The sequence below is a fragment of the Pseudomonas furukawaii genome, from assembly GCF_002355475.1.
Classification (GTDB): domain Bacteria; phylum Pseudomonadota; class Gammaproteobacteria; order Pseudomonadales; family Pseudomonadaceae; genus Metapseudomonas; species Metapseudomonas furukawaii.
Window position 1 is genome coordinate 737,385 of record NZ_AP014862.1, and the last position, 25,305, is coordinate 762,689.

22 protein-coding genes are annotated in these 25,305 nt (G+C 56.9%); 13 read left to right on the forward strand and 9 right to left on the reverse strand.

Going from position 1 to position 25,305, the window contains the following annotated elements; genetic code table 11:
• Positions 1-153 precede the first annotated feature (153 nt).
• From KF707C_RS03440 to KF707C_RS03490, 11 genes are all read left to right on the forward strand, one after another.
• A complete protein-coding gene (locus tag KF707C_RS03440) occupies positions 154-3,444 on the forward strand; it encodes a helicase-related protein (RefSeq protein ID WP_004420458.1) in 3,291 nt (1,096 codons plus the stop codon).
• A complete protein-coding gene (locus KF707C_RS03445) occupies positions 3,441-4,121 on the forward strand; it encodes a DUF4391 domain-containing protein (protein ID WP_036991338.1) in 681 nt (226 codons plus the stop codon). The genes KF707C_RS03440 and KF707C_RS03445 overlap by 4 nt, the downstream gene beginning before the upstream one ends.
• 43 nt (positions 4,122-4,164) lie before the next feature.
• Positions 4,165-6,036 (forward strand): site-specific DNA-methyltransferase, encoded by a 1,872-nt coding sequence (locus KF707C_RS03450; RefSeq protein ID WP_004420453.1) that lies wholly within the window; start codon positions 4,165-4,167, stop codon positions 6,034-6,036.
• A gap of 9 nt (positions 6,037-6,045) precedes the next feature.
• Positions 6,046-7,704, forward strand: a complete 1,659-nt coding sequence (locus KF707C_RS03455) for an RNA-binding domain-containing protein (protein WP_036991336.1) — start codon at positions 6,046-6,048, stop codon at positions 7,702-7,704.
• A 124-nt stretch (positions 7,705-7,828) separates the two neighbouring features.
• Complete coding sequence (locus KF707C_RS03460) at positions 7,829-10,888, forward strand: type III restriction-modification system endonuclease (RefSeq protein ID WP_004420449.1); 3,060 nt, start codon at positions 7,829-7,831, stop codon at positions 10,886-10,888.
• Positions 10,889-10,915: 27 nt separating this feature from the next.
• Complete coding sequence (locus KF707C_RS03465; RefSeq protein WP_036991333.1) at positions 10,916-12,019, forward strand: hypothetical protein; 1,104 nt, start codon at positions 10,916-10,918, stop codon at positions 12,017-12,019.
• Positions 12,016-13,257: a hypothetical protein gene (locus KF707C_RS03470; protein ID WP_036991331.1), complete on the forward strand. Its 1,242-nt coding sequence runs from the start codon at positions 12,016-12,018 to the stop codon at positions 13,255-13,257. The genes KF707C_RS03465 and KF707C_RS03470 overlap by 4 nt, the downstream gene beginning before the upstream one ends.
• Positions 13,258-13,259: 2 nt before the next feature.
• Complete coding sequence (locus tag KF707C_RS03475; protein WP_004420441.1) at positions 13,260-15,083, forward strand: Hsp70 family protein; 1,824 nt, start codon at positions 13,260-13,262, stop codon at positions 15,081-15,083.
• A 99-nt stretch (positions 15,084-15,182) separates the two neighbouring features.
• Positions 15,183-15,770, forward strand: a complete 588-nt coding sequence (locus KF707C_RS03480; RefSeq protein ID WP_051050679.1) for a hypothetical protein — start codon at positions 15,183-15,185, stop codon at positions 15,768-15,770.
• Entirely contained in the window at positions 15,767-16,699 is a 933-nt protein-coding gene (locus KF707C_RS03485; protein ID WP_036991329.1) for a Kiwa anti-phage protein KwaB-like domain-containing protein, read from the forward strand. Before KF707C_RS03480 ends, KF707C_RS03485 begins: the two co-directional genes overlap by 4 nt.
• An 873-nt stretch (positions 16,700-17,572) precedes the next feature.
• Positions 17,573-18,301, forward strand: coding sequence for an inovirus Gp2 family protein (locus KF707C_RS03490; protein ID WP_036991327.1), 729 nt, complete (start codon positions 17,573-17,575; stop codon positions 18,299-18,301).
• A gap of 135 nt (positions 18,302-18,436) precedes the next feature.
• Here KF707C_RS03490 and KF707C_RS03495 read toward each other — a convergent pair whose 3' ends face one another.
• Both KF707C_RS03495 and KF707C_RS03500 read right to left on the reverse strand, forming a co-directional pair.
• Positions 18,437-19,231 (reverse strand): hypothetical protein, encoded by a 795-nt coding sequence (locus KF707C_RS03495; RefSeq protein WP_004420436.1) that lies wholly within the window; start codon positions 19,229-19,231, stop codon positions 18,437-18,439.
• 113 nt (positions 19,232-19,344) lie between these two features.
• Positions 19,345-19,698: a hypothetical protein gene (locus KF707C_RS03500; protein WP_004420433.1), complete on the reverse strand. Its 354-nt coding sequence runs from the start codon at positions 19,696-19,698 to the stop codon at positions 19,345-19,347.
• A 136-nt stretch (positions 19,699-19,834) separates the two neighbouring features.
• Here KF707C_RS03500 and KF707C_RS03505 point away from each other — a divergent pair, with 136 nt between their 5' ends.
• Positions 19,835-20,182, forward strand: a complete 348-nt coding sequence (locus KF707C_RS03505) for a helix-turn-helix domain-containing protein (RefSeq protein WP_004420431.1) — start codon at positions 19,835-19,837, stop codon at positions 20,180-20,182.
• On the opposite strand, the gene KF707C_RS03510 is transcribed toward KF707C_RS03505, so the two are convergent.
• From KF707C_RS03510 to KF707C_RS03540, 7 genes are all read right to left on the reverse strand, one after another.
• Positions 20,169-20,474: a hypothetical protein gene (locus KF707C_RS03510; protein ID WP_036991325.1), complete on the reverse strand. Its 306-nt coding sequence runs from the start codon at positions 20,472-20,474 to the stop codon at positions 20,169-20,171. The genes KF707C_RS03505 and KF707C_RS03510 overlap by 14 nt on opposite strands.
• Before the next feature lie 59 nt (positions 20,475-20,533).
• Positions 20,534-20,743 carry a hypothetical protein gene (locus KF707C_RS03515; protein WP_004420428.1) on the reverse strand — a complete coding sequence of 70 codons (210 nt, stop codon included), beginning with the start codon at positions 20,741-20,743 and terminating at the stop codon, positions 20,534-20,536.
• Positions 20,744-20,756: 13 nt separating this feature from the next.
• Positions 20,757-21,254: a RadC family protein gene (radC, locus tag KF707C_RS03520; RefSeq protein ID WP_004420426.1), complete on the reverse strand. Its 498-nt coding sequence runs from the start codon at positions 21,252-21,254 to the stop codon at positions 20,757-20,759.
• Positions 21,226-22,176, reverse strand: a complete 951-nt coding sequence (locus tag KF707C_RS03525; protein ID WP_004420423.1) for a recombination directionality factor — start codon at positions 22,174-22,176, stop codon at positions 21,226-21,228. The genes radC and KF707C_RS03525 overlap by 29 nt, the downstream gene beginning before the upstream one ends.
• 89 nt (positions 22,177-22,265) lie before the next feature.
• Positions 22,266-23,270, reverse strand: a complete 1,005-nt coding sequence (locus KF707C_RS03530) for a YqaJ viral recombinase family nuclease (RefSeq protein WP_036991322.1) — start codon at positions 23,268-23,270, stop codon at positions 22,266-22,268.
• 75 nt (positions 23,271-23,345) lie between these two features.
• The gene (locus KF707C_RS03535; RefSeq protein WP_004420417.1) at positions 23,346-24,314 is read right to left on the reverse strand and encodes a DUF932 domain-containing protein; all 969 of its coding nucleotides are present in this window, start codon (positions 24,312-24,314) and stop codon (positions 23,346-23,348) included.
• Between the two features lie 95 nt (positions 24,315-24,409).
• A complete protein-coding gene (locus tag KF707C_RS03540; protein WP_004420416.1) occupies positions 24,410-24,739 on the reverse strand; it encodes a hypothetical protein in 330 nt (109 codons plus the stop codon).
• Between the two features lie 312 nt (positions 24,740-25,051).
• On the opposite strand from KF707C_RS03540, the gene KF707C_RS03545 reads away from it, so the two are divergent.
• Complete coding sequence (locus tag KF707C_RS03545; protein WP_036991373.1) at positions 25,052-25,261, forward strand: helix-turn-helix transcriptional regulator; 210 nt, start codon at positions 25,052-25,054, stop codon at positions 25,259-25,261.
• Positions 25,262-25,305 lie beyond the last annotated feature (44 nt).

Genomic DNA, 25,305 nt, shown 5'->3' on the forward strand with positions numbered 1-25,305 from the left:
GTCGCTGCCATGGTGGTTTAATTTTCTAGTGGGATAGGGGTGGCCTTGGTGCATCGTCGAATCTTGCTCCTACGGCGGCGGCGCTGGTAGCCCGTGCTATTCAGCGCAAGCTCCGTAATAATCGGGTCAGCTCGCACATAGGGACGCCGTCGTATGGAACTGATCGACAACATCAACACCCTGCTTGGTGAAAACCTCAAAGGTACGCTCAAGCCGGGCTCGAAGCTGAAGATCGCCGCTTCGTGCTTTTCGATCTACGCCTACCTGGCGCTGAAGAAGGAACTGGAGAGCATCGACTCACTGGAGTTCATCTTCACCTCGCCGACCTTCGTTCCCAACGAGGTCAGCGACAAGATCAAGAAGGAGCAGCGCGAGTTCCATATCCCCAAGGCTGAGCGTGAGCGCAGCCTGACCGGCAGTGAGTTTGAAATCCAGCTGAAGAATCAGCTCACTCAAAAGGCCATCGCCAGGGAGTGCGCTGACTGGATACGCCGTAAGGCCACCTTCCGCTCCAATCGTGGTCAGGCTCCGATGCAGCCCTTTATCGGCACGCGCGCGACGGCGGGGGACGCCGTCTTTATGCCCGTTCAGGGGTTTACCGCTGTAGACCTGGGCTACCAGAAGGGCAATGCGCTCTCGAACATCGTTACCCGTTTCGATGAGCCGGCCCATACCGGCATGTTCCTCAATCTGTTCGAGCAAATCTGGAGCGACCCGGAGAAGCTTGAGGATGTAACCGCTCGGCTCTGCGATCACATCGCGTCGGTCTATCAGGAGAATGCGCCGGAGCGGATCTACTTCCTGATGCTCTACAACATCTTCCGCGAGTTCCTGGAAGACTTGAACGAGGACGTGCTGCCCAACGACCGCACCGGTTACCAGGACAGCCTGATCTGGCAGAAGCTGTTCAACTTTCAGCGTGACGCGGCCACCGGCCTGATCAACAAGCTGGAAACCTACAGTGGCTGCATCCTTGCCGACAGCGTGGGCCTGGGCAAAACATTCACCGCGTTGGCGGTAATCAAGTACTACGAGCTGCGCAACAAATCGGTCCTGGTGCTCTGCCCGAAAAAGCTTGCCGACAACTGGCTGAACTACAACCGCAACCTAAAGACCAACATTTTTGCCAAGGATCGCTTCAACTACGACGTGCTCTGTCACACCGACCTGACCCGCACCCGTGGCGAGTCGCTGGGCATTCCGCTGGATCGGGTCAACTGGGGTAACTACGACCTGGTGGTGATCGACGAGTCGCACAATTTCCGCAATAACGACGTCTACAAAGACAAGGAAACCCGTTACCAGCGCTTGATGAATCAGGTGATCCGGCAGGGCGTGAAGACCAAGGTGCTTATGCTCTCGGCCACACCGGTCAACAACCGGTTCAGCGATTTGCGTAACCAGCTGGCCTTGGCCTACGAGGGCGACAGCGACAACCTCAACGACAAGCTACGCACTGAAAAAGACATCGACGGCATATTTCGCCGCGCTCAGGCGGCGTTCAATGCCTGGTCGATCCTGCCTCCAGAGAAACGCACCGCTGCTGCCATTCTCAATACCCTGGACTTCGACTTCTTCGAGCTGCTCGACAGCGTGACCATTGCCCGCTCGCGCCGGCATATCGAGACCTTCTATAACACCGCCGACATCGGCAGTTTCCCCGAGCGCCGTAAGCCGTTGTCTTTCCACTGCCCACTGACCCATCGTGAGGACGTCATCGGCTTTAACGAGATCTTCAATCAGCTCTCATTACTCAAGCTCGCAGTGTATGCCCCGGTCAGCTACATCCTGCCCAGCCGGATGAAGAAGTACGAGGAAATGTACGACACCGAAGTCGAGGGCGGCAGAGGAAAACTCAAGCAGGTAGACCGTGAAAAAAGCCTGCAAGCGCTGATGACCACTAACCTGCTCAAACGCCTGGAAAGCTCAGTTGAGTCCTTCCGCCTGACCCTGAAAAGCCTGCAGGCGGCTCACTGCGGCGCGTTGGACAAAATCGCCACCTTCAAGAAAACCGGCCTGGCCAGTGGCTTTGCCGATGTCACCGCCGCGTTCGAGGATGCGGATTTCGATGATGACGACCTGCCCATGCCGGGCGACATCAGCATCGGCAAGAAAATCCAGATCAGCCTGGAAGATATGGACGTGCCCTCCTGGGAGCAGGATCTTCAGGGCGATCTGGTTTTCATCGATGAGTTGCTGGCCGAAATGGCCAAGGTCACGCCTGCCGATGACGCTAAGCTGCAGCATCTTAAGACCCAGATCACCAGCAAACTGACCTCGCCGATTAACCCCGGCAATCGCAAGGTGCTGATCTTCACCGCCTTCTCCGATACCGCTAATTACCTGTACGACAACCTGGCCGAGTACTTACTACGCAGCCATAGGGTCCACTCCGGCAAGGTCACCGGGAGTGATGCCCCAAAATCCACGTTGGGCAACATGCAGGGCAGCCGGCAGACCTATGATTTTCAGGGGCTGCTCACGCTGTTCTCGCCGCGCTCCAAAGAGAAGGCCGCCATTTACCCGGATGAGCCGCGAGAGATCGATATCCTGATCGGCACCGACTGCATCTCCGAAGGCCAGAACCTGCAGGACTGCGACTACCTGATCAACTACGACATTCACTGGAACCCGGTACGGATCATCCAGCGCTTTGGCCGCGTGGATCGAATCGGCTCGCAGAACGCCAGCATTCAGCTGGTCAACTACTGGCCGGACATCAGCCTGGATGAGTACATCAACCTCAAGGAGCGGGTTGAGAACCGCATGATGATCGCCGACGTCGTCGCAACCGGCGATGACAACGTGCTCAATGCTCAGGCCAATGACGTGGCCTACCGCAAGGAGCAGTTACGTCGCCTTCAAGACGACGTGATCGAAATGGAAGACATCAAGACCGGCGTCTCCATCACCGATCTTGGGCTCAACGATTTCCGTATGGATTTGCTCAACTACATCAAAACCAATGGCGACCTTGAGCATGTCCCCAACGGTATGCATGCCGTCGTGCCGGCGCGGCAAGAGCTTGGGCTGCTGCCTGGGGTGATTTTCACCCTGCGTAATCGCAACAGGGGCTCCAGTCTCAATCATCAGAATCGCCTGCATCCCTTCTATCTGATCTACATCAGCCTGGAGGGGCAGATCATCAGCGACCAGACAGAGGCCAAGCGCTTGCTGGATCTGGCTCGCAGTGCCTGTAAGGGCCACAGCCAGCCTATTCCCGAGGCCTATCAACTGTTCAATCAGGTCACCGGGGACGGACGTGATATGCGCATCTACTCCGACCTGCTCGATCAGGCCATTCGCTCGATGATCGATGTAAAGGAAGAACGGGACATCGACAGCCTGTTCAGTGGCGGTAGAACCACCGCGCTGGTGGACACCATCTCCGGGTTGGATGACTTCGAGCTGATTACCTTCATCGTTATTCAAGGCGTGGCATGAGTCAGGCAGGCATCCCATCAGCGCTATTTAGCTTCCCTGCGCAGGCTAGGGTTGCCCGCGTGGTGCCGAAGAGCAAAATCTACGAGCACGGCCCCGTTAGCTCTGTATTGCGCGATAAGTTTGTCAGTCAGGTCGAACAGATAACCTGGGCCTACAAGCTGGCACCGGAAACTATCAACCTGCCGGCCCGTGGCGGAGTGGCGGAAATCCAGGTGTTCGATATCACTCAGAAAACTGCCGAGTTGGACGAGGACGTGCTGCGTGCAATCGATCGCGCCATCCCACTGCCGATCATCTTTCAGTTGCACCATGAGCAGCGCACCCGCATGGTGGCGGCTTTTAAGCGTCCGAGCGAAGCCGATGCCAGCAAATGGGTGATTGATGGCTACTTCGCAGGTAGCTGGTTGCCGGCTGAAAGCCCGCGTCAGGCTCTGCCGGTAGCGCTGGATCTGCAGGGGCTCTACGAACAATTGCTTCGCAGTTTGCTACCCAGTCCGGCTAGGCCGGGCGAGAGCCTGCCCGAGCAACTGCAGCGGCTAAACCGTTTGCGTAGCCTGCACAGTGAGCACGCCAAGCTGGATGCGCGCCTGCACAAAGAAAAACAGTTCAACCGCAAGGTGGCGCTCAACGCCCAGCTGCGGGAAATTCAGAATGAAATCGCCGAATTGAGTGCCTAAGCCCTCGGTTTGCGCCAAGCATTTAAGAGATACAGGACGTTCCATGGACAAGCTGAAAATGCACTCCCCCAACCTGACCGAATCTAATATCGCCAAGTTGGTCGAGTTGTTTCCCAATTGCGTCACCGAGGTGCGCGATGCCAAGGGCGAACTGAATAGGGCTATCGACTTTGATCTGCTGCGGCAGGAGCTCTCTACCACCGTGGTAGAAGGGCAGCAGGAGCGTTATCAGCTGAATTGGCCAGGGAAACGAGAGGCGTTGCTGGCCGCAAATGCGCCAATTGCAAAGACCTTGCGTCCAGCCAGAGAGGAGAGTGTTGATTTTGATACGACGCGGAATCTTTTCATTGAGGGGGACAATCTAGAGGTTCTTAAGCTTCTGCAGGAGAGCTATCTCGGTCAGATAAAGCTGATCTACATTGATCCGCCATATAACACTGGGCGCGACTTCATCTATGACGATGATTACAAGGAAGCTGCTGAGAGCTATCTCGCTCACTCAAATCAGACTGATGAATTTGGTACTCGTCTCGTGGCGAATACTGAAGCCAACGGACGCTTCCATTCCGATTGGCTGAGTATGATTTACGCACGTCTGCGACTGGCCCGTAACGTGCTGCGGGACGACGGGGTGCTGTTCATTTCAATCGACGATAACGAAGTTGATAACCTGCGCAAGCTTTGCTCCGAGATTTTCGGGGAAGAGAATTTTGTAGCGCAGATCATCTGGCAAAAAGTCTATGCGCCAAAGAATACGGCTGATTGGTTCTCTGAAGATCACGATTACATCCTCGTATATGCGAAAGCTAAAAACTACTGGCGCCCGGAAAAGCTAGAAAGAACAGCAGAAATGGAGGCGCGTTATAAAAATCCAGATAACGATCCGCGCGGGCCGTGGAAGGCTGAAAATATGTCAGCTCGGAATCGATATGACGCAGGGGTTTACTCAGTTACCTGTCCTAATGGAAGGTTTATTGAGGGGCCTCCAACCGGGCGCTATTGGGTTATCGACGAGGTGAAGTTCAAAGCGTTAGACGCTGACAAGCGTATATGGTGGGGAGCAGATGGAAACAATGTTCCGGCTGTCAAAAAATTCTTGTCAGAGGTGTCAAGCGGACGAACACCGCAAACCCTCTGGTTCTATAACGAAGTTGGTCATACGCAAGACGCCAAGAAAACCCTGCTCAAGTATGTCCCATTCCAGCACACCGAGAATGTCTTGAACTCGGTTAAACCGGTGGAGCTGCTACAGCGAATCCTGCAACTGGCCGGTAAGCCCGATGAGAATGACATCATTCTCGATTTTTTCAGTGGCAGCGCGACCACTGCTCATGCCGTTCTGAAGCAGAACTTCGAGGATGGAGGCAATCGCCGGTTCATTGGTGTGCAGATTCCTGAGCCTCTGCCGCGGGCTGAACCGGGGCTCCGTTCAATCTTCGAGATGGGACTCAGTCGGGTACGGAACTTCAGCGCTGAGTTGCGCGAACAGGAGGGGGCTGCCGGACAGGACCTTGGTTTCCGCGTTCTGAAGACTGCTACCTCCAACATGAAGGACGTGTACTACACCCCTGATGCGGTGAGTCAGGATTTGCTTTCCGATCAGGTCAGCAATATCCGCGAAGACCGCACACCTGAAGACCTACTGTTCCAAGTACTGTTGGATTGGGGGGTGGATCTTGCTCTGCCTATCAGCCAGCAAAGCATCGCTGGCAAGACAGTGTTCTTCGTTGACAGCAACGCCTTAGTTGCCTGCTTCGACACCGGCATCGATGAAAACTTCGTCAAGCAGCTCGCCGGACATAAGCCGCTGCGTGTGGTGTTCCGTGACGCCGGCTTTGCCAGCGATAGCGTGAAGATCAACGTCGAGCAGGTGTTCAAGCTGCTGTCGCCGGCTACTGAAATCAAGACGCTTTAAGGGGCCAATATGGACGCTCAAGCCTTGCGTGCGCTGTTGGACAACCTGATTGAAGGTTGGGAAAACGAGGTGGCCGAGTTCAAGCGCGCCGGCAACGATTACTCGACGGATACCATAGGTAAGTACTTTTCCGCCTTGGCCAACGAGGCCAACCTCCGCAACCAAGAGCGCGCCTGGTTGGTGTTCGGTGTGGATAACAACACTCGCAAGGCTGTTGGTACCGACTACCGAGTGAAGCCGGATCATCTGCAGAGTCTGAAAATGCAGATCTCCGATGCCACCGAGCCCAGCATTACCCTGCGCAACATTCACGAGTTGTTGCTGGATGAAGGGCGTGTGCTGTTGTTCGAAATTCCTGCTGCGCCGTTGGGCCTGCCTATTGCCTGGAAGGGGCATTACTACGCCCGCGCGGGTGAAAGCTTGACTCACCTGGGTCTGGATAAGCTCGATGAGATTCGCCGCCAGGTGGGTGCTGCCGACTGGTCCGCACAGGCCGTTGCCGGCGCAACGCTTGATCATTTGGACGCCAGTGCGCTGTCCCGGGCGCGGGAGTCTTTCGCTAAAAAGTACGCTAACCGGTTTACTGCCGATGAGGTCAAGCAGTGGTCTGATCCGACCTTCCTTGATCGTGCCAAACTGACCCGCGATGGCCAGATCACGCGCACCACGCTGCTGCTACTGGGCAAGCTCGAAGCTGCCCACCTGCTGTCGCCGCATCCGGCCCAGATGACCTGGAAACTGGAGGGCAGTGAGCGAGCGTATGAGCACTTCGGGCTGCCGTTTTTGCTGAATAGCAGCGGGCTGTACCAGAAAATCCGCAATATCCAGATTCGTATCCTGCCGGAAGACCAGTTGCTGGCTATTGAGCTGGCCAAGTACGACCAGAAAATCGTGTTGGAGGCGCTGCATAACTGCATCGCACACCAGGACTACAGCCGCAATGGTCGCATCATCGTCACCGAATACCCTGATCGGCTGGTGTTGGAGAACGAGGGTTCGTTTTTCGAAGGGCAACCGGCCGACTACATTTCCGGCTCCAAAACCCCCAGGCGCTACCGTAATCCGTTCCTGGCCCAGGCCATGGCTGAGCTGAACATGATCGATACCATGGGTTACGGCATCCATGAGATGCATCTGGGGCAAGCGCGGCGCTTCTTTCCTATGCCGGATTACGATTTGAGCGAGCCAAAGTCGGTAAAGATGACGATTCATGGCCGCGTAGTGGATCAGGCCTACAGCCGCCTGTTGATTCAGAAGACCGATCTGGCGCTTGAGGACATTCTGGCGCTCGACCGTGTGCAGAAAAAGCTGCCGCTGGATGCTGCAATGGTCAAGCACCTGCGCAAAGCCGGGCTTATCGAGGGGCGAAAACCCAACCTGTACGTTTCGGCCAGCGTTGCCAAAGCGACAGCCAGTAAAGCCGAGTACATCCGCACCCGCGGCCTCGATGATGGGCATTATAAGCAGCTGATCATCGACCTGCTGACTCAGTTTGGCTCAGCCAGCCGCCAGGACATTGATCGCTTACTGTTGAGCAAGCTGAGCGATGCGCTGGATGAGCAGCAGAAGCTGAATAAGGTGGGCAATCTGTTGACCAGCCTGCGGCGGGCGGGGCGCATCACCAACAGCGGCCCACGCAAGGCACCGCTCTGGGTGCTTGCAGAATAAATGCAGAATAAGTCGTGCTGCTTTGCAAGATAAATGCAGAATAAATTTACGGTAAGTAGCTGATTCAAAAGGGCCTTAGCCTTGTTTGTCGCTTGCGAGCCCTTGGGTCAGTCAGGAATTGTGCATGAAACTGAAATTTAAACAGCAGCCGTACCAGACGCATGCCGTCGATGCCTTTGCCGATTGCTTTGCTGGTCAGCCAAAATCCTCGGGCGTGGCCTATCGCATCGACCCCGGTGCAAGTCCTGTAAAACCCGTTACGCCGCAGCAGATTGACCTCTACGGCGTGCAGAGCTCTGCTGAACCGACCGAGGCCGGTTTCAAAAATGCCGAGCTGGCACTTAGCCCAGCCCAATTGCTGGAAAATATTCAGGCTGTGCAACGTCGGCAGAACCTGCCGCTGTCCCCAGCATTGGTACGGGACAGCAAAACCGGTTGTCCGATCAACCTCGATATCGAGATGGAAACCGGTACCGGTAAGACCTACTGCTACATCAAGAGCATGTTCGAGCTGAACAAGCGCTATGGCTGGAGCAAATTCATCGTCGTGGTGCCGAGCATTGCCATTCGCGAGGGCGTGTACAAGTCGCTGCAGGTTACTGCCGAACACTTCTTGGAGAGCTACGGCAAGAAGGCGCGCTTCTTCATCTATAACTCCAAGCAACTGCACAACCTGGAGAGTTTCTCCTCGGATGCTGGTATCAATGTGATGGTGATCAATACCCAGGCGTTCAACGCAACGGGTAAGGACAACCGTCGAATCTATGACGAGCTTGATGACTTCCAGTCTCGTAAGCCCATCGATGTGATCAAGGCCAACCGGCCGATCCTGATTCTCGATGAGCCGCAGAAGATGGAAGGGGCCAAGACGCTGGCTTCATTCAGTGAGTTCAACCCGCTGATGATCGTGCGCTACTCGGCTACCCACAAAACTGAGCACAACAAGATCCACCGCCTCGACGCTTTGGACGCCTACAACCAGAAGCTGGTGAAGAAGATCAATGTACGCGGGATCACGATCAAAAATCTGACCGGTACCAACGCCTACCTGTTTCTGCAGGACATTGAAGTCTCCAGCAACAAGCCGCCCATGGCGCGGGTCGAGTTCGAGGTTAAGCAGAACAGCGGTATCAAGCGTGTGCTGCGCAAGCTGGGCCGTAACGACAACCTGTACGACCTGTCCGGCGGGCTGGATCAGTACAAGGGCTATGTAGTCGCCGACATTGATGCGCGCATCGATACCTTGAGCTTCACCAATGGTGTTGAGCTGGTCGCTGGCGAGGCCGTGGGCAACGTGGATGAGGCCGCGATGCGGCGCATCCAGATCCGCGAGGCAGTCAAGGCGCACTTCCAGAAGGAGATGATGCTGTTCAGTCGCGGCATCAAGGTGCTGTCGCTGTTCTTTATCGACGAGGTGGCCAAGTACCGCCAGTACGACGAAACCGGCGAAGTGCCGGGGGAGTACGCGCAGGTCTTCGAGGAGGAATACAACGCCTACCTCACCGATGTGATGACGCTGGAAGACACCCCCTATAACCGCTACCTCAAGGGCATTCAGGCCCGCCAGACGCACGATGGCTACTTCTCTATCGATAAGAAGAGCAAGCGCCTGGTCGATCCCTCGGTGGGCAAGAAGGCTACCGAGACCGATGACGTCGATGCCTACGATCTGATCCTCAAGAATAAGGAACGCCTGCTGTCTTTCGATGAGCCGGTGCGCTTTATCTTCTCTCACTCGGCATTGCGCGAGGGGTGGGACAACCCCAACGTCTTCGTCATCTGCGCCCTGAAACACAGCGACAACACCGTCTCCCGCCGCCAGGAAGTAGGCCGCGGCATGCGCTTGTCCGTGAACCAGCTCGGCGAGCGCATGGACAACCCGGCCACTGTGCATGAAATCAACGAACTGACCGTAGTGGCCAGCGAAAGCTACAAGGATTTTGTCAGTGCGCTGCAAAAAGACATCAGTGAGTCGCTGTCGGCACGGCCGCGAGTCGCCGATGAGAAGTACTTCACCGGTAAGGTTCTGCAGACCTCCGGTGGCGATGTCGAGGTCACACCCCAGCTGGCTAAGCAGATCTACAAATACCTGCTGAAGCACGACTACACCGACGATAACGATCAGATCACCCAGGCCTACCATGAGGCCAAGCGTGAAGAGCAACTGGCCGAGCTGCCAGCCGAGCTGCAGCCTTATGCCGAGCAAGTCTTCCAGCTGATCGATAGCGTGTTCAGCGCCGCGCAAATGCCCGAGATCGGCAACGACCGCAAAGCCAAGCTCAACCCGCTGAACTCGAATTTCGAGAAGAAAGAGTTCCAGGCGCTATGGAACAAGATCAACCGCAAAGCGGCGTACACCGTTCACTTTGAAACAGACGAGCTAGTGGACAAGTGCGTAGCTACCCTGGATGCGGAGCTGCGGGTCAAGCCGATGCAGTACATCATCGAGCGTGGCACTCAGCTGGATAATGCCAGCTTCGACGATATGAAGAGCGGTACGGCTTTCAAGAGTGCTGAAATTTCGACCGAGAAGTACACGGACTCTGTTCATTCGGCGGTGAAATACGACCTGATTGGCAACCTAGCGGAAGCCACTCAGCTGACGCGTAGCACCATTGCCTGCATTCTCAAGCGCTTGAATGTTGCCGTGTTCAGCCAGTACAAGACCAACCCGGAAGACTTTATCGCCAGGGCCGGTACGTTGATCAACGAGCAGAAGGCCACGGCCATCGTTGAACACATCGCTTATGATCCGGTCGACGAGACCCACAGCGCCGACATCTTCACCGCTGAGAAGCCGCGTGACGATTTCAGCAAGGCGTTTGAAGCCAAGCACCACGTCTATGATTACGTGTTCACCGACTCCAACATCGAGCGGAAATTCGTTCAGGAACTGGATGCCAGCACCGAGGTGGCGGTGTACGCCAAACTGCCGAAGAGCTTCTTTATTCCGACCCCGGTCGGCAACTACAACCCTGACTGGGCGATAGCTTTCCAGGAAGGCAAGGTGAAGCACGTTTACTTCGTTGCTGAAACCAAGGGTTCTATGTCCTCGCTTGAGCTACGTGACATTGAAAAATCCAAAATTGCCTGTGCCCGGAAATTCTTCGCCAACATTACCTCGGAGCAGGTTAAGTACCAGGTGGTAGATGGATATGGGAAGCTGATGGAACTGGTGAAGTAAAACAGTGTGACTTAGACGGGGAAATGGATGGCCTGGTATCTGAGCTTTATCGACCCGGGTAACGCTGGCGGCAGCGTCATCATTCCGGAATCGCCACCGGCGGTGTTGCAGCCGATAGTCTACGAGTGCCCGCGCTGCTCGGCACACTTTGACAGTGCTCAGGCGCGCCGTGATCACTTTTTCACGGTGCACCCGTACCGTAAACCGGAACTCCTGCTGCATGGGCAGCTTCTGGGCAACAGCGAAACCGTTATTCATGAACCTGTCCAGGCCACGGATTGGTTGCTGGGCAGTTGCCACAGGGCCTCACTAAATGGGCGGATGATGGCCCCCGACGAGCTGTTTCAGGCGCTGGCGGAGTGTCGGCAGGGGTTTCATGTTCTGGAGCTCAGCAATCAGGACTCCACTGAGCGATTTGAACTGCGCTTCTGCATTCCGGAGCTTGCGGAGCTGCAGCGCCTCGAAGACATTTTTAATACGCTTTTTCTTGATAACGAACTGAGCGTCGATGATGTCCGGCGTTTTGCCGAGGCCTGCAAGTCGCTGAAGACAGCCGGTGAGTATCTGGAAGGGATTTGCCAATATCTCTACGGTGTGCTGGCCAAGGACCAGAGGGGTGGCACCCAGCTCAGTCACGCTCAATACAAGGAACGCTTCAATCGTGCGCTGGAGGCCTTGCGCAACGTGGACAGGCCGCTGGCTCGGACGATTCGCGGCATTATCAACTTTTCGTTCAATAGCTTCGTCCAGGCTGCTAGCCAAGCTGATGCGCCTGCGCTAGCTGCTGCAGCCAGCCTTTTTGCAGGCTGGGCAGGAAAGCCTGTGAGGCGCTGGGCGGTCGCACAGCAGGAGGCTCAGGCGCGTTTGCCAGTTGATCACGCCACCGACAGGGTCTTGAGTTGGATGGCCTTGTCGGACAAGCGACAGGAGCGGGAGCTGGATGAATTGCAGCAGGTCAGTGCCAGTCCGATCTGGACGGCAGAAGACCGTACCAAGGCCTTGGTGCTTTGGTTGGAGTGGGGACGCACCTGCCGGTCGACAGATGAGCTGAGGCGGATGGCGCGCCGCTTGCTGAATGATGCGATCTTTGCCGGCTATGCCGAGCAGGTGCTGGAGAAAGTGAACCAATGAGTGACAAGATGAGTAAGCTTGGTAGCGTACCTGTGATGAGCCGCAAAACCGGGGCGAAAGAGATGCTTCAGCCTGCCAGACGCCAGGAAGTGTCGGCTCAGGAGGTTTCGGCAGAAGTTGTCCAGACCGCGCCAGTTGTCAGCGACTTTGTGCCGGAAGCGCTAATAGATGAGCCAGTAGCCGAGGCCATTCCGGATACGGCCAGCATATTGAAGCCGAAAGACAAGGAGCCGCAGAAGATTGAGAACCTGGCTGATTTCCTTGAGCACTTTTATGTTGGCAAGACCAAATCGACCTTGGCGGAAGCAACACTGCGCAAGCTGGTGAAAAACTCAAGAATCGAAGAGGTCCGGCGCTACGAGCTGTTGGCTTTTGCTGAGGAGAATGATCCGACCCTGGAGAAAAGCCTCAATCTGATGCTGCTGGCTGCAGACTTGAACGGTTACCGGAGCATCGAGGAACAGCTACGCTACTTTGCCGCTGACGTCGGGCGGCGGGTACAGGGGCAGGGTAAACGCTCTCTGGAGTCTTGGTTGCCCCGAACCGCGGATGACGGGTTGAGCCTTGAGGCCATGGCCAACGAGGTCCGGGAGTCCATGCAGAAGGTGACCGCCTCCGAGGTGCCGACTCCGGACAAGAAAAAGGCTCAGAAGCGTCTGGAGTGTGGTTATTATTTGGCCTGCCAGTGGCGCCTCTATCAGGGTACTGCTCCTCGCGAGCTGGTAGGCGTGCTGCGCCGCTCGATCCTTGCACCCAATCCGCTGCAACGTGAGCGGAGCGATGGGCTGGTTCGTCTGCTCACCAGCCAGCCGTTCGGGGATGTGCCGGGCCTGACCTGGCTGCTGGATGATCAGGCGCGTATGGTTCAGCAAGCTGATGCTCGGGCTGATCAGCTTGAGCGCGAAATGCGCCAGTTGGCCGCAGCCAAGAGCCAGGCCGAAGAGCAGCTGAAAGCATGCGAGGCTGAGCTTGCCGACAAAACTGTCCGGTTAGATGAGCTCCAGGCGCAACTGGGTGTTGCTCAAGAGCAGTCGCGCATCCAGGAAGTGCACTCCAATGATGACCTGTCGCGTTTGCGTGGGCAGGTTCTGCGTGTGCTGAATAGCGAGATGCCAATCCTTCAGGATGTTCTTATTGCGCTGGATCGGGAGCCGCCCAAGGTGACTGTCGCCCGTGAGTACCTGGGGAGCGTGGTCGAGAAGTTGAACAAGGAAATCAGTCGGATCAAGGACAGGTAAACATGGCCATCTATGGGTTTGATTTTGGCACGACCAACAGCCTGATCTCTGTGGTCGAGGGTGACCGCTGCATTGCTTACGTGGATGAGGATCATGGCGGTTCACCTCATCCATCGGTGGTGTGCTATGACGGCGACGAAGTGGTCGTCGGGCACGAAGCCAAAAGTCGGCTGTCTAGCTCCGGGCTTGGGGTGATCGGCAACGTGGTGCGCTCACCGAAAACCCTGCTCGGTAAGCATTCGGTGCATGTGGATGGCGTGAGTCGTAGCCCTCGACAGATGGTGGCCGACATCGTCCGCTATGTGGCCGGACATGCCCGGGATGAGCGGCCGGGGGATTACAGCCGGGCGGTGGTGACTATTCCGGTCGACATGAGTGGTGAACGCCGTCGTGACTTGCGCGAAGCCTTTCGCCTGGCGGGTGTAACCATCGATCAGTTCGTCCATGAACCACTAGCGGCACTATACGGACATCTCCGCGGTCTGCCCGACTTTGCCAGCGAAATCCGTCGCCTGGATCGCCAGTACATGCTGGTGTTCGACTGGGGGGGCGGTACACTCGACCTGACCCTGTGCCAACTGGTCGATGGCTATCTGGTGCAGATCGCCAATCATGGCTGCGGTCATTTGGGCGGTGATGTGATCGATGAGTCGATTATGCATGAGGTGGTGCGCCGTCACTGTGCCCAGCATGCGGCTCTTGAAGGTGTAGATGTTGCGGCAGATGCCCAGAAAAAGCTGCTGGCGCGTGCAGAGAGGGCCAAGATCGATCTGTCGAGCCTGAGCCAGGCGCAGATCTACGTGCCTGATTACTTCCGTACTAACCAGGCTGGCCTTGATCCCGACCTTGTCTATCAGCTGTCTCGCGAGGTGCTGGAGGAAATCGTCAGCGGCAAGCTGGCCGAGGGGCTAGAAATGATCGGCAGCTTGTTGGGCTCGGTTGGGTTCGAGGCCTCAGATATCAGCCTGTGTCTGGCCACTGGCGGTATGGTAAACATGCCGCTGATTAAGACTCGTCTGATGGAAATGTTCGGGCCGCAGCGGCTGTGTGTATCGGAAGAGGGGCAACTGATCATTTCCAAGGGCGCCGCCTGGATTGCCCATGACCGGGCTGATCTGCTGCTGGCCAAGAACATCGAGCTGGCACTGGCGCGTGATACCCGTCACGTTGCGATCAAGGCGGGCTCGGTGATGCCCCGCGAAGGTGCGATTCAGCAAGCCGAACGACTCAATCTTTACTGCACCGATCCTCGTGATGGCGTGGCGAAGATCCAGCTGGAAGTGCCTGCCCGCCGGCATGGCCGGCATGTACAGGCCAGTGATCCGCGCAACAATCTTGCCAGTCTCAGCGTCAAGGTGGATGAGCGGAGCGGTCGTTTATTCGAGCGTGTTGAGCTGGATATGCGGGTGGATGAGAACCTGATTCTGCAGGTCGAGGCGTGCTCGACTGTTGTTAATGATCAGGATGCAACCGAAATCCATAACCTGGAGTTCGGACTGAGTCTTGGAGGACTGGGGGGTATTGTGCAGCCGGGGGACCCAGCACTAAAAAAGCCTGAAGGCCGGAGATTCTGCAACCTTAAGGGGGCGCTGTTACTTCGGTCGAATCTGGCTCTGCGTGAGGACAAGTCCCTAGTGCCCGGTGAATATCTGCATGAAGTGCAGAAAATGACACCCTACACCTTGGATGAACTCACGCCATTGCAGGTACGGGAGAAGCTCTACTACACCCCCTGTAGCGGCTGTGGGCGGCGGAGCAATGATCCCTTGTGCCAGTGTGCTTCTGGCACGACCGGCAATATCCGCCGAGTAGCATTCGATTTCTGATTGGGCGCCCTCTAGCTGTTCGAGTGCATGATCTGGTCTGCTATATGTGTTGACACTAGATGTCCAACTTTTTTGAGGCAGGAGTCCGTAGGCTTCACGATGGAAATGCGACTTTTCCCCGCACTGATCTTGTTTCTAGGCTCTTATTTTCCGTTGAGCCTGATTCTGTTGATTCAAGATGTCAAAGAGACTTCATGGAAGGCTCCTCTATGCAATATAACGGAAATATCCTCCTGTTCTCTTCCTGAGCTTGCAAATCCTGAGCGGGCGCTTGGCCTGCTCGGGATTTGCGCTATAAGTCTTGTTATCTTCATGGTTCTGATGAAGAACCTTTCAGGTTACTCAAGACTTGAGGTTGTCGACTCTAAGTCAATTCCAAATGATCTAATTAACTACGTGTTCCCCTACGTCGTTTCTTTCATGGGGCTCGACTTGGGAGTTGACGGGAAATTTTTCGGATTTTTGCTATTTATTGCGCTGATGTTTGTTATTACTTATCGTTCAGGGCAAATTCTAATGAATCCCTTCTTGTTGGTCGCTGGTTGGCAGTTGTATGAGCTCAACATCGTGACTGAGGGGCATAAACGCTGTGTGAAGGCACTATCGACGGAGCAGGTTAAGTCAGGCGATCATCTTGAGTCCTGCTTGGTACATGGAATTTACGTTTTGCATCGGGGGGAGAAATGACTGTAGAACAAGATCTGCAAGCCTTTGGGGGCTTCGATATCACTCAGGCCAATGCGTCGCTATGGGTATTCAAAAAGCGACCTACGACGGGGCAAATGAATCCTTTTACAGCCGTTTCGGTTGTGATGAGCGATGCCTTGAGGAATCAATTAAAAGAGCTTGCGACGAATTATCAAACCAGCTACACAGTCGCCGAAGAGTACAATTTGCTCAGCCAGCCGAGCGAAGGTGGTTTCCTTGCGGTCTCACGCGAAAAAACTCTTTTTCCCAGTCTCCAAGGGCTGATTGACCAGCCCTTGGAGGAATGCTTGGTAAAGAACGTGAAGCAGCTAAATAACGCTGCCGGCTACGTCCTTCGTCTTCGCCTCGGTGAATCGGTTATTTATTGTGTCAAGAAGGCAAGTGCCGATTGGGGAACCAGAAAGAAGAAGGGGATGATGAATATCTTCTTCACTGAGGCTGGCCTTGATATCATGGAAAACCCGTCATTCAGTATTTCCAGGAGTTTCGACTTCTTCGTTGCCGGTGACAGCGTTTTCATGAGTAGTAAGCCCGCGTTTGAATCGCTCCTTAATCATAAGGACACTTACGAAGAAGCATATTCAGCCCTCAAGCAAGAGCCCGGATTTTCCGCCGCCATCGCCGATTTTGCCGTATTTGATGCATTTATAGGCAAGAATGCTACGCACTTGCGTCGTATGGCGGTGATCAAAGCTCGGGGTTACTATCAAAACCCCGATTACATGACCCGTCTTCGTGAGATCAACGGGCTGCGGGAGTGGGGTATCCAGTTTGATGATCAGGGGCGGATCGTCGCTACCCCAGAAAAAATGCGCGACATCTTGCACGTCCTGCTGGATCATCGTCTGCGCTCAGAGCTGTCTGATAATCAGTATGACGTGCCATCGACTACACCTGTTGGTCAATAGGTAGGCGCAAATATAACTCAATTGGCAAAATCTTTAGGTAGCAATGTCTGTGCTGATTGAAAGCTGACCTACCGCTGCCAGCGGCCTGATAGGGGGGGGATTAAATTTTGAGCAGTGTAGGGGCGGTGTGAGTGTCCGCCAAATTTATGGTTTTGAATCGTTCATTGTTGGATTTCAGGCGGCTAAGTGACAGCGGAGTTGGCAATGCAACCCGCTGCTCCCCCGTCCTTCTACTCCCCGAAGTCGAGCGAGGGTCACGCCAGGTCATGCGTAACGGGGGCACCGCGCATGGCTGGAACAATCCGGGTGGTCACGTCAGGCTGATGGCATCCAAGTACAGCTTCACGGTGACCAGGGCAAGCCCTGGCCAATAACTCATTGATCACTGGTAAGCCAGCGCGGTTGTTCGACCAGTTGGCCGAGGCGCTGGCAGCTGATAATCAAGATGGCTCTTGCGGCGTCTGGCCTGGTCTAGAATCGTGGTCAGCGGAAAACTGTTTGGGGTGGCCGATCTGCCGATGTTTGTTGGTCGTATTTGCATAGTATTCCGATGATTTAATTCCGGAATTGTTGAACTGGATAAATTCACGGCTTGGCTGTTAAAAAACACGCTGTAATCACTGCGTGGCCGAGAGCATAACCCGCGGTACGGGTATTATGTTTTACTAGCTCTTTCTACCCGTAGGGTTCGGGCGTTTCTGACATCGAGTGAGCACAGCCTGAACTATCATGAAGGACTCACTAGTCTGTTCAATCTGAGTCTGCACATCGACCTGAGTGTCCAGGTGAGGTGATCAGGTAGTCATACGAGGCAATGGTAAATAATTCCACATGATGACGTATGGGTATGAACCTCAATCAGGAGTCATAACCATGTTTCGTAATTTCGACAACACCAGCCACCTTCCACTCCGTCATCCCGCCAATACCAACCTCCATCTGTACTACGACGACACCTTTGAAGGCTTCCGCTTGATGCGCGACAAGGGGCCTTTCATCCAGGAGTATCTGTCTCGTCTCAAGCACACAGTTGAGTTGGCATTGGCCCAGTACCCAAGGGTCATGGCATTCAGGGTGGACCTACATTTACCAGGGGATCTAGATCCGTCTGACTGCGCAGACACCAACAAGATCATCAGCAGATTCATCGAGTCTTTCAACGCAAAGATCCAGTACCACCGTAGCCAGCTACGTGAACAAAAGAAGGACGCTCGTGATTGCAAGGTTCGCTACGTCTGGGCGCGAGAAGTCGGGTGGGCTAGGAAGCCGCATTACCACCTGGTATTTTTTCTTAATCGTGATGCCTACTACTCCGTAGGGAAGTTGCAATCGCTAAATAGAAATATGATCTCCCGTTTACAGGAGGCCTGGGCCAGCGCCTTGAGATTGCCAGTCTGGCTGGTCGAAGAGCTGGTGCATATCCCTGATAATACGACGTATCGGATAGATCGAGTTCCCCGTGAGCGAAAGGTGGCCGGAAGTGATCGCAAGGTTCTGGTGGATGAACTGCCTGAGCTGTTCTATCGGGTCAGCTACCTGTGCAAGGTGGCGACGAAGTCCTACGGGGATCGCCAGCGAGGGTTCGATACCAGTAGAGGATAATGCCAATAGGCGCTTGCAGGGCGGGCGCGGTCGTGGTCTTGGAAAAAAAATGGGGAGGCGTACGCCGACGCCTCCACTTGTTCTCTGCTCAATGAGATGATTGGGGCTTAATCGGCCCACTATGGATTAGGGTTGTTACTGTAGTAAGTAGCCGATGGGTTGGTCATCCTTATCAAAGCAGAGGATGGTTTCACAGTAGCCGCCGATCTGATCGATGTTTGATTCAGCAACATCGGGAAGCCACCTGCCCAGTTCGGCAATCGGGACCCTTTTCTCGTTGATGTAGCACTCGTCATCCATGCGCGGATTGCACCAGGCACTCTTCACGTCTGGCCATTCAGTCTGAGCAGGCTCAGCAGCCTGATGAGCTACGTTTCGGCTACTCCCTTTCTGTTCTTGCCAGGCTGCATAGCCGCCTTCATAGCGTCCATCGAACGTGCCAACAAGTCGGTCATCAGGTACGCCAATATCCAGGTAGAACTGGTACAGGAGAGATCCCGCCTCGGCATACGACACCTGACGAGAGGTGTCGACGCGGTAGGCCACCGGCTTGCCGTCGGTGCTGGTGCTGATGCGGTACCAGATCGACAGTGCGAAGAAGACATCCTGATTCCATTCACCGACGATGGTGGTGTTTGTCCGGCACTTGCCGCGCAGGCACGTACCGCTTATCTGGTTGACATAACGCACATCCTGCTGGCGCTGGGCATCCCAAATGAGCACCTCGCGGGAAGTCTCCAACCAGGTGCACTTGATCATGGGCTGCCCATTGAAGGCTTTCTTGGTGATGCAGGGAATAGCTTCAGGGAGTCCAGCGGTGGAAGTCTCGGCCGGGTAAGCGATACCGCCCCAGGCGTAATGGTCCACGAGGCTCTTGGCCTGGGCTGCGGTGCAAAAAGTGAGCAGCAGAATGCTGAGTATCCGTTTCATGGAGTGGCTCCAGTGTGTTGTTTCTGTCGAGGTCGAAATAAGGTCTGGCCGTTAAACGGCTGGTAATGGACAAGCAAACCCCGCGGTGTCGCGGGGCTCACGGGGGCTGAGAACTACTTTTTGTAGATAACCCGGAGTCGCTGATTCACGTAGTCCTTCAGGATTTCGTAGTCAGGGTTGTAGGTGGCCAGGGTGTGCCCCAGGCCTGCGGCTATACCGAGCGTTGCCGCAGTCAGCGTTACCGGCGTTGACAGAACGCCGAATGCCACACCAAGGGCGCCGCCCTGTACCGCAGCACTTTTCACGTCGCTTCTGACCCGGCATTTCAGCCCCTGGCTTTCAATCTTGGTTTCGACCAGTTTGATGCCGGCCATGAAGTTGCCCCTGAGGCCATTGATCTCGAAGGACGCCCTGTTTCGCACGAGGCTGTCGATCTGAGCTTCGTTCAGTCCGGTGATGACGTACATGCTGTTTGTGCTCCCTGCTTGGGGGGATGGTCTGAGGAAAAGTCGAATATCGACCTTTAGGGTTGAGTCTCGGTTTGTGAGGTCCTTCATGTCAACGGGTTGATGCTCAACCATCCAGGTCGATCTGGAGGGTGGCATGTCAAAAACCGATTCGAAGCAGCTGGCGGAAGTCGTGGGCCAGGCGATTGCTCGCCAGCGAGTGCGCCGCAAGCTGAGTCAGGAGCAGGTCGCGGAGCGATTGGGGGTCGGTAGTGAGGCCGTATCACGCATCGAGCGTGGCGTCGTGATGCCCAACGTCGAGCGACTGGTAGAACTGGCAGCGATCTTTGGCTGCGAGACGGCCGACCTGCTGACCGAGGGCAGCTCTCGACCGGAAGACCAGGCACGCCGGCTGCAGGGGCTGCTGTCCACCCTGAAGGCGGCCGACCGGGTGCTAGTGCTGGAGGTAGTGGAGCGTTTGGTGGAGCGCCTCAACCGGGGCTAAGGCCCTCCTTACTTTCTGTTGTCTCGTCGAACAAAGCACCGCAGCGTAGGCACAGGCAGTCGAAGCCGGTGAAGTGAAACCGCACGACATCCTCTGCCGCCTTCCGCGCCTCCGGGTACGCAGGTGCGACCGCCGCCAGTCCGCTGAGAAGAGCGGTGTGGCCGCTCCCCTCATGTGGGCGCTGAGCGCCCTTGATTGCGCCATTGAACAGCCCGACCAGCAGGGTCAGCCCTTTGGCTGCGTCCCGTGTCAGTACGGCGCTGGAGTCGCAGATCAAACACTGTCTGTTCATCGTCATGCTCCCTATTGAATTGAGGCGGCCAGTACAGGCCTGGCGGCTCGGGGTAGTGATTAGTTCGGTGGTGCAGTGGTGGACTCTGCCGCGGCTGTTCCGGGTGCCAACGCCTTCACGAGGCGGCAGAAAATCCAGCACGCCAGCAGTACGGCGATCAGCAGGGGCGGAAAGCGCACTATCAGAAGCACCAGCAGCAGAAGGGCCAGGCAGCCCGCGAGGATGCCGGCGAACATGAACACGGCAGCAAAGATCCGCAGTAGCTTCATCGTCGTGTTCTCCTCACAGGTAGCCCTGTTCCGCCAGCGATACGCAGCCCTCGTGGCCCACCACGATGTGGTCCAGGGTTCGTACCCCGACCAGGTTCAGGGCCTCCCGCAGCTTGTGGGTCAGGGTGAGATCTGATTGGCTGGGTTCCGGATCACCGGAAGGGTGGTTGTGGACCAGCACGGTTGCTGCGGCGTTGTGCTCCAGGGCAGCCTTGACGACTTCCCGGGGATAGACGCTGGCGCTGTCCAGGGTGCCCCGGAACAGTTCGTGAAAGACGATCACCCGGTGCCGGCTGTCGAGCAGGAGCAGGGCGAATACCTCATGCTCGTAATCGCCCAGCAGCGCCTGCAGGTGGCTGAACACTTCCTTCGGTGAGGTCAGTGCTCTTCCCCGGCGTAGACGCAGATTCGCCAACTGCCGGGCCATCAGCAGGATGTCGGTTTCGGTGACCGGCGACTCGACCAGGTAGGTGCCGGTCGATTCACTGGCCTTCAGCTTGTGCAGGCGCATGCTGGGCTCCTTGATGGTGATCGGTTGGTGGGGTGTGGCGCTGGGCTTGTGCGTCCAGCTTCTCGGCCAGACTGGCTTTCGCAGAGCGCTGGGGAGTGTTGGTGGCTGGAGATGGGCTTTCCTCGGCGGGGTAGAACTCCTCGGCGACGGCGCCCGCGTCTTCCTCGCTGTCCTCGAAGGCGCCATTGCCAAAGCCACGCTGCGCCGCTTCATCCAAGGCGGCCTGATCGAAGCCCGCGGCTTGTCGCTGCGCATCGAGCTCGTTGGCGGCCTGCAGCGCCTCCGTCATCTCCATACCGCCGCGTACCGTCAGGTCGACGTAGAAAATCGGCGTGCCATGGCTTTGCCGAGTGGACTTTCCGCGTAGGCGCAGCTCCAGCGGCAGGCACGCCAGGCGGTTGCCCGAGATGGCCTGGAAGTAGTGCAGCCGGGCGGCGAGGGTGCGGATGCTGTTGAAACCGGTGGTACGGAACACAAAGCTACCCAGCGGATCGTCATCGCCAATGACCACGTTCAGCCGACCGTAGGGCTTGCAGGCATTGCCTTTGGCCAACGAGCAGGCATCCGGCGAAGGGCAGGGCAGCGACTGCATGCCATCCGGGGTGACGCGCTTGCAGGTCTCGCCATTGCCCACGCACAGCGGCCGTCCGGACTGCCGGTCGAACAAGGTGTAGTCGGCGCGAAAATTCAGCTCCGGCTCGTTGAACAGCAGGCGTACCGGGATGCTACGCAGCTTGTCGTCCTTGCCTTGGCGCAGCTCGTCGTTGAGCGGATGCAGCAGCCAGCCGTCCTTGCCTTGTACCTGGGAGGTGATGGTGAATTGGTCATCCTTTTCCGGCAGGCGCTTGCCGTTCTTCTCGACGACCTTGCCTATCGAGATGCGTCCGAGCACGGGCGGGGTGAGTGCGAGACCTTTGAGCATGGTGGTTCTCCTGGAAATGAAAAAAGGCCAGCCACGCAGCGCGAGCTGAATGGCTGGCCAAGGGGAGGGAAGGGTGAAAGAGACGGAAATCAGCCGACCAGGAAACGCCGTGCACCGGGTTTCAGCAGCGGGTATTTGGCCTGCAGGTAGGGCTTGTCCTGGAGCAGCTGAGCGACATCGAGACCGATGCTGTCCTTGGCCTTGCGCCAGGAGACGTAGCCGCTGGAGAACTCCGCTCGGCCGGCATCGCCCATGGCCTGCTGCAGCATCTGCTTGAGCTCGGCCTCGCGCTTCTCCTTGTCGGCAATCGACTGGCGCACGGCCTTGAGTTCAATGAAGGCAGCGGCCAGTCCGGCATGGCCGCTGAAGTCGACGACCTGGCCGTTGTCCTCGGGGTAGAGGCAGCGCAGGGCCGCGTCAGCGGAAGCCGTGCCATCGGCCGGCGGTGGCGTGTCGGTTTCCACGTAGTGCCAGAACTTGCGCTCCAGCTCGATCAGGCGAGCGATCATCTGCTCGTCCCGCTCGATACGGTGGATCTCCAGCGTCTGGCCACCGAGCAACACCGCGACATCCGCTGCCTGCTTGCCGGTGACGGCGAGCTGGTGCATTACCTGTAGCTGCACATACTCGGGCACGCCTTCCTTCCAGAGGCGTGCCCCGTTTATGCCCGCGCTCTTGCATTCGAGTATTTGCACATCATCGGCCCCGATCACCTCGCGGTCGATGTTGGCTAGCATCCAGGGCAACTCCGGATCGGGATGCTGCAACACGGCGTTGATGCGGCGGACTTTGTTCTTGGTGCGCTTGCTGTAGTGCCAGGCCACGATGGGCTCCAGGACATTGCCCCAGTACATCGGGCTTTCCTCATCGTGCGGATCAGCCTTGGGCATGCCGGCATCACGACCAGTCTTTTCCAGCCACAGCTCCAGTTGCGACTTGTAGGGGTTCAGGCCCACGGCAGCGGCGGCATCCGAGCTGCCGATGCCTTGCTTGCGGATCTGCAGCCAGTCCTCGCGCGGCAGCTCCTTGGTGCTGACCAAGCGCAGGGCAGGGCGTTTCTTGCTGGTGCTGCCGTTCAATGACGTTGCTTTCATGGTATTCACCTGCAGACATAAAAACGCCCGACCAGCACAAGGCTGACCGGGCGCGAGGGTTGATGTGAGTGAGGGTTAAGCGGCGAGCTGCAGCGCGGCATCCAGGGCGCGTTGCTTGATCTGAGCGCCCTGACCGAACCAGGCCGAGTCCATGCGGTATTCGTTGCTACGGGCACGGCGCTCATGGTCGACGTACTCGGTCACGGCGTTGAGCAGGCCCCAGGCGGTGCCGCGTGCCGAGTCCAGCTGGCTACCGCGACCACCGCCTTCGTACAGCTCCTGGACCTTGCGCAGGGCGCGCTCGTTGGGCAGATGCTCCGGCAGCGCGCCGGTCGGGCTGGTCTCGCACATCACGTTCATGAAGAAGCCCAGTGCCTCATGCCACTGCACCTTGCGCTCGGCCAGCGCGCGCATGCGGTACATGAAGTCGTCCCATTGCGAGACGGCGATGCCGAGTTGCTTCTTCACCACCTTCGGATCGAAGCGGGTGTTGTGCGGCACCTTGATCGCGCGGCTGGCGCCGTCCAGGGCGATGGTCAGGGTGTTGTTGCACACCACGCGCACCGTAGTCGGTGTGGCGGTGGTGGCCAGGGTGCCGTCGCAGGACGTCGCCAGCAGCAGGTAGCCGTTGACCTGATCGTTGCCCTTGAGCGCCGCGCCTTGTCCGGTACGCGCCAGCGCCCAGAACTTGCGTCCGCCCTTGAGCACGCCAGCGGTTTCCAGCTCGTAACCGGAAACCTCGGTGAGATCCCGGTAAAACTCCAAGACCTCCCGAGGCTGTACGGTGTGATAGCGCTGGGATACCACCGACAGTGGTGCCTTGGTGTCCGAGCGAAACAGCACCTTCTGTTCCGGGAAGGAATGGATCGCGCCCAGGTGGCCGACGGCATCCGACTTGAAATGCACGGGGCTTTCCAGGATCTGCCACTCCATGCCGGCTTCGCGTTGCCAGACTTCGATGGGTTGTTTCTGAGTGAGCTGATTGCCCAGGCCGTGCCACGGAGTAGCGCCAGCGTAGGCCATGGTTTCGACGAGATGTGCCATGTGAACGATTCCTTTGGATGCAGGCCGGCATAAAGCGCCGCGCGAGGCGCAGCACCGACCGGACAAATGGAATGGAAAGACGAGAGAGGGCCGAATCAGGCCGGCAGATTGAAGCGATGACCGCAGAGCAGGCAGAGGTTGTGGGCCAGGACGTGGCGGTCGAGCGACTCGCCGAGCTGAGCGCCCAGCGCACAGCCACCGACGCCGCCGGCCAGGCCGCCGAGAATGGCGCCCGACACGGAACCTAGGGTGATGCCGACTGGGCCGGCGAACGCGCCGATAGCTGCACCAGCCTGACCGCCTGCCAGGGCAGCGCTGACGCCACGCGCAACACCGCTCACGGTGCCGATGGCGGCGCCGACTTTCATGGCGTGATGGAAGGAAGCGACTTTGGGGGAGTGACAGCGAGGGCACTGCAATGACATGGGGCGAACCTCCTTGGTGGTGATGTCATGGCAGTTATGTAGGGCTGAAAAATTTTCGAATGGGCTGATAAGCCTGCTAGTCCTGCTATCGAGTAGCAGGACTAGCAGGCAGCCGGCATGTGGTTTTGGATTTTTTAGGCATCCAAATCATTTCTGCGCGCAAGTGTCAATGCGCCTGCTTGGAAGTTTTTCAGGATCTCTAAGCAGGGCTGGTGTGGCACCGCGAAGCCCGAAATACGATGGCTGCCTCAACGTACTAGGAGGTAACCCATGAATAGTGAAGATAGTGGCTTTGGTATCCAGAAGGTGTGGATGCCAGATCGGTCGGAGGTGAGGGTGGTCCGCATGAAGCGGCTAAGTGAGCTCCTCTCAGTGTCACGCTCGACCCTGTATGACTGGTTAAACCCGGGCAGCCCGCGCCATGACCCAGCGTTCCCGAGGCCAATGCGCCTGTCGGCAAAGGGGGGCGCGGTTGGGTGGTTGGTCGAAGATGTCATGCGTTGGCTCGACACTCGGAAGTAAACTTTTCCTTAAGTCATTGGGCAGGATATCCAGTCCTTTATTTT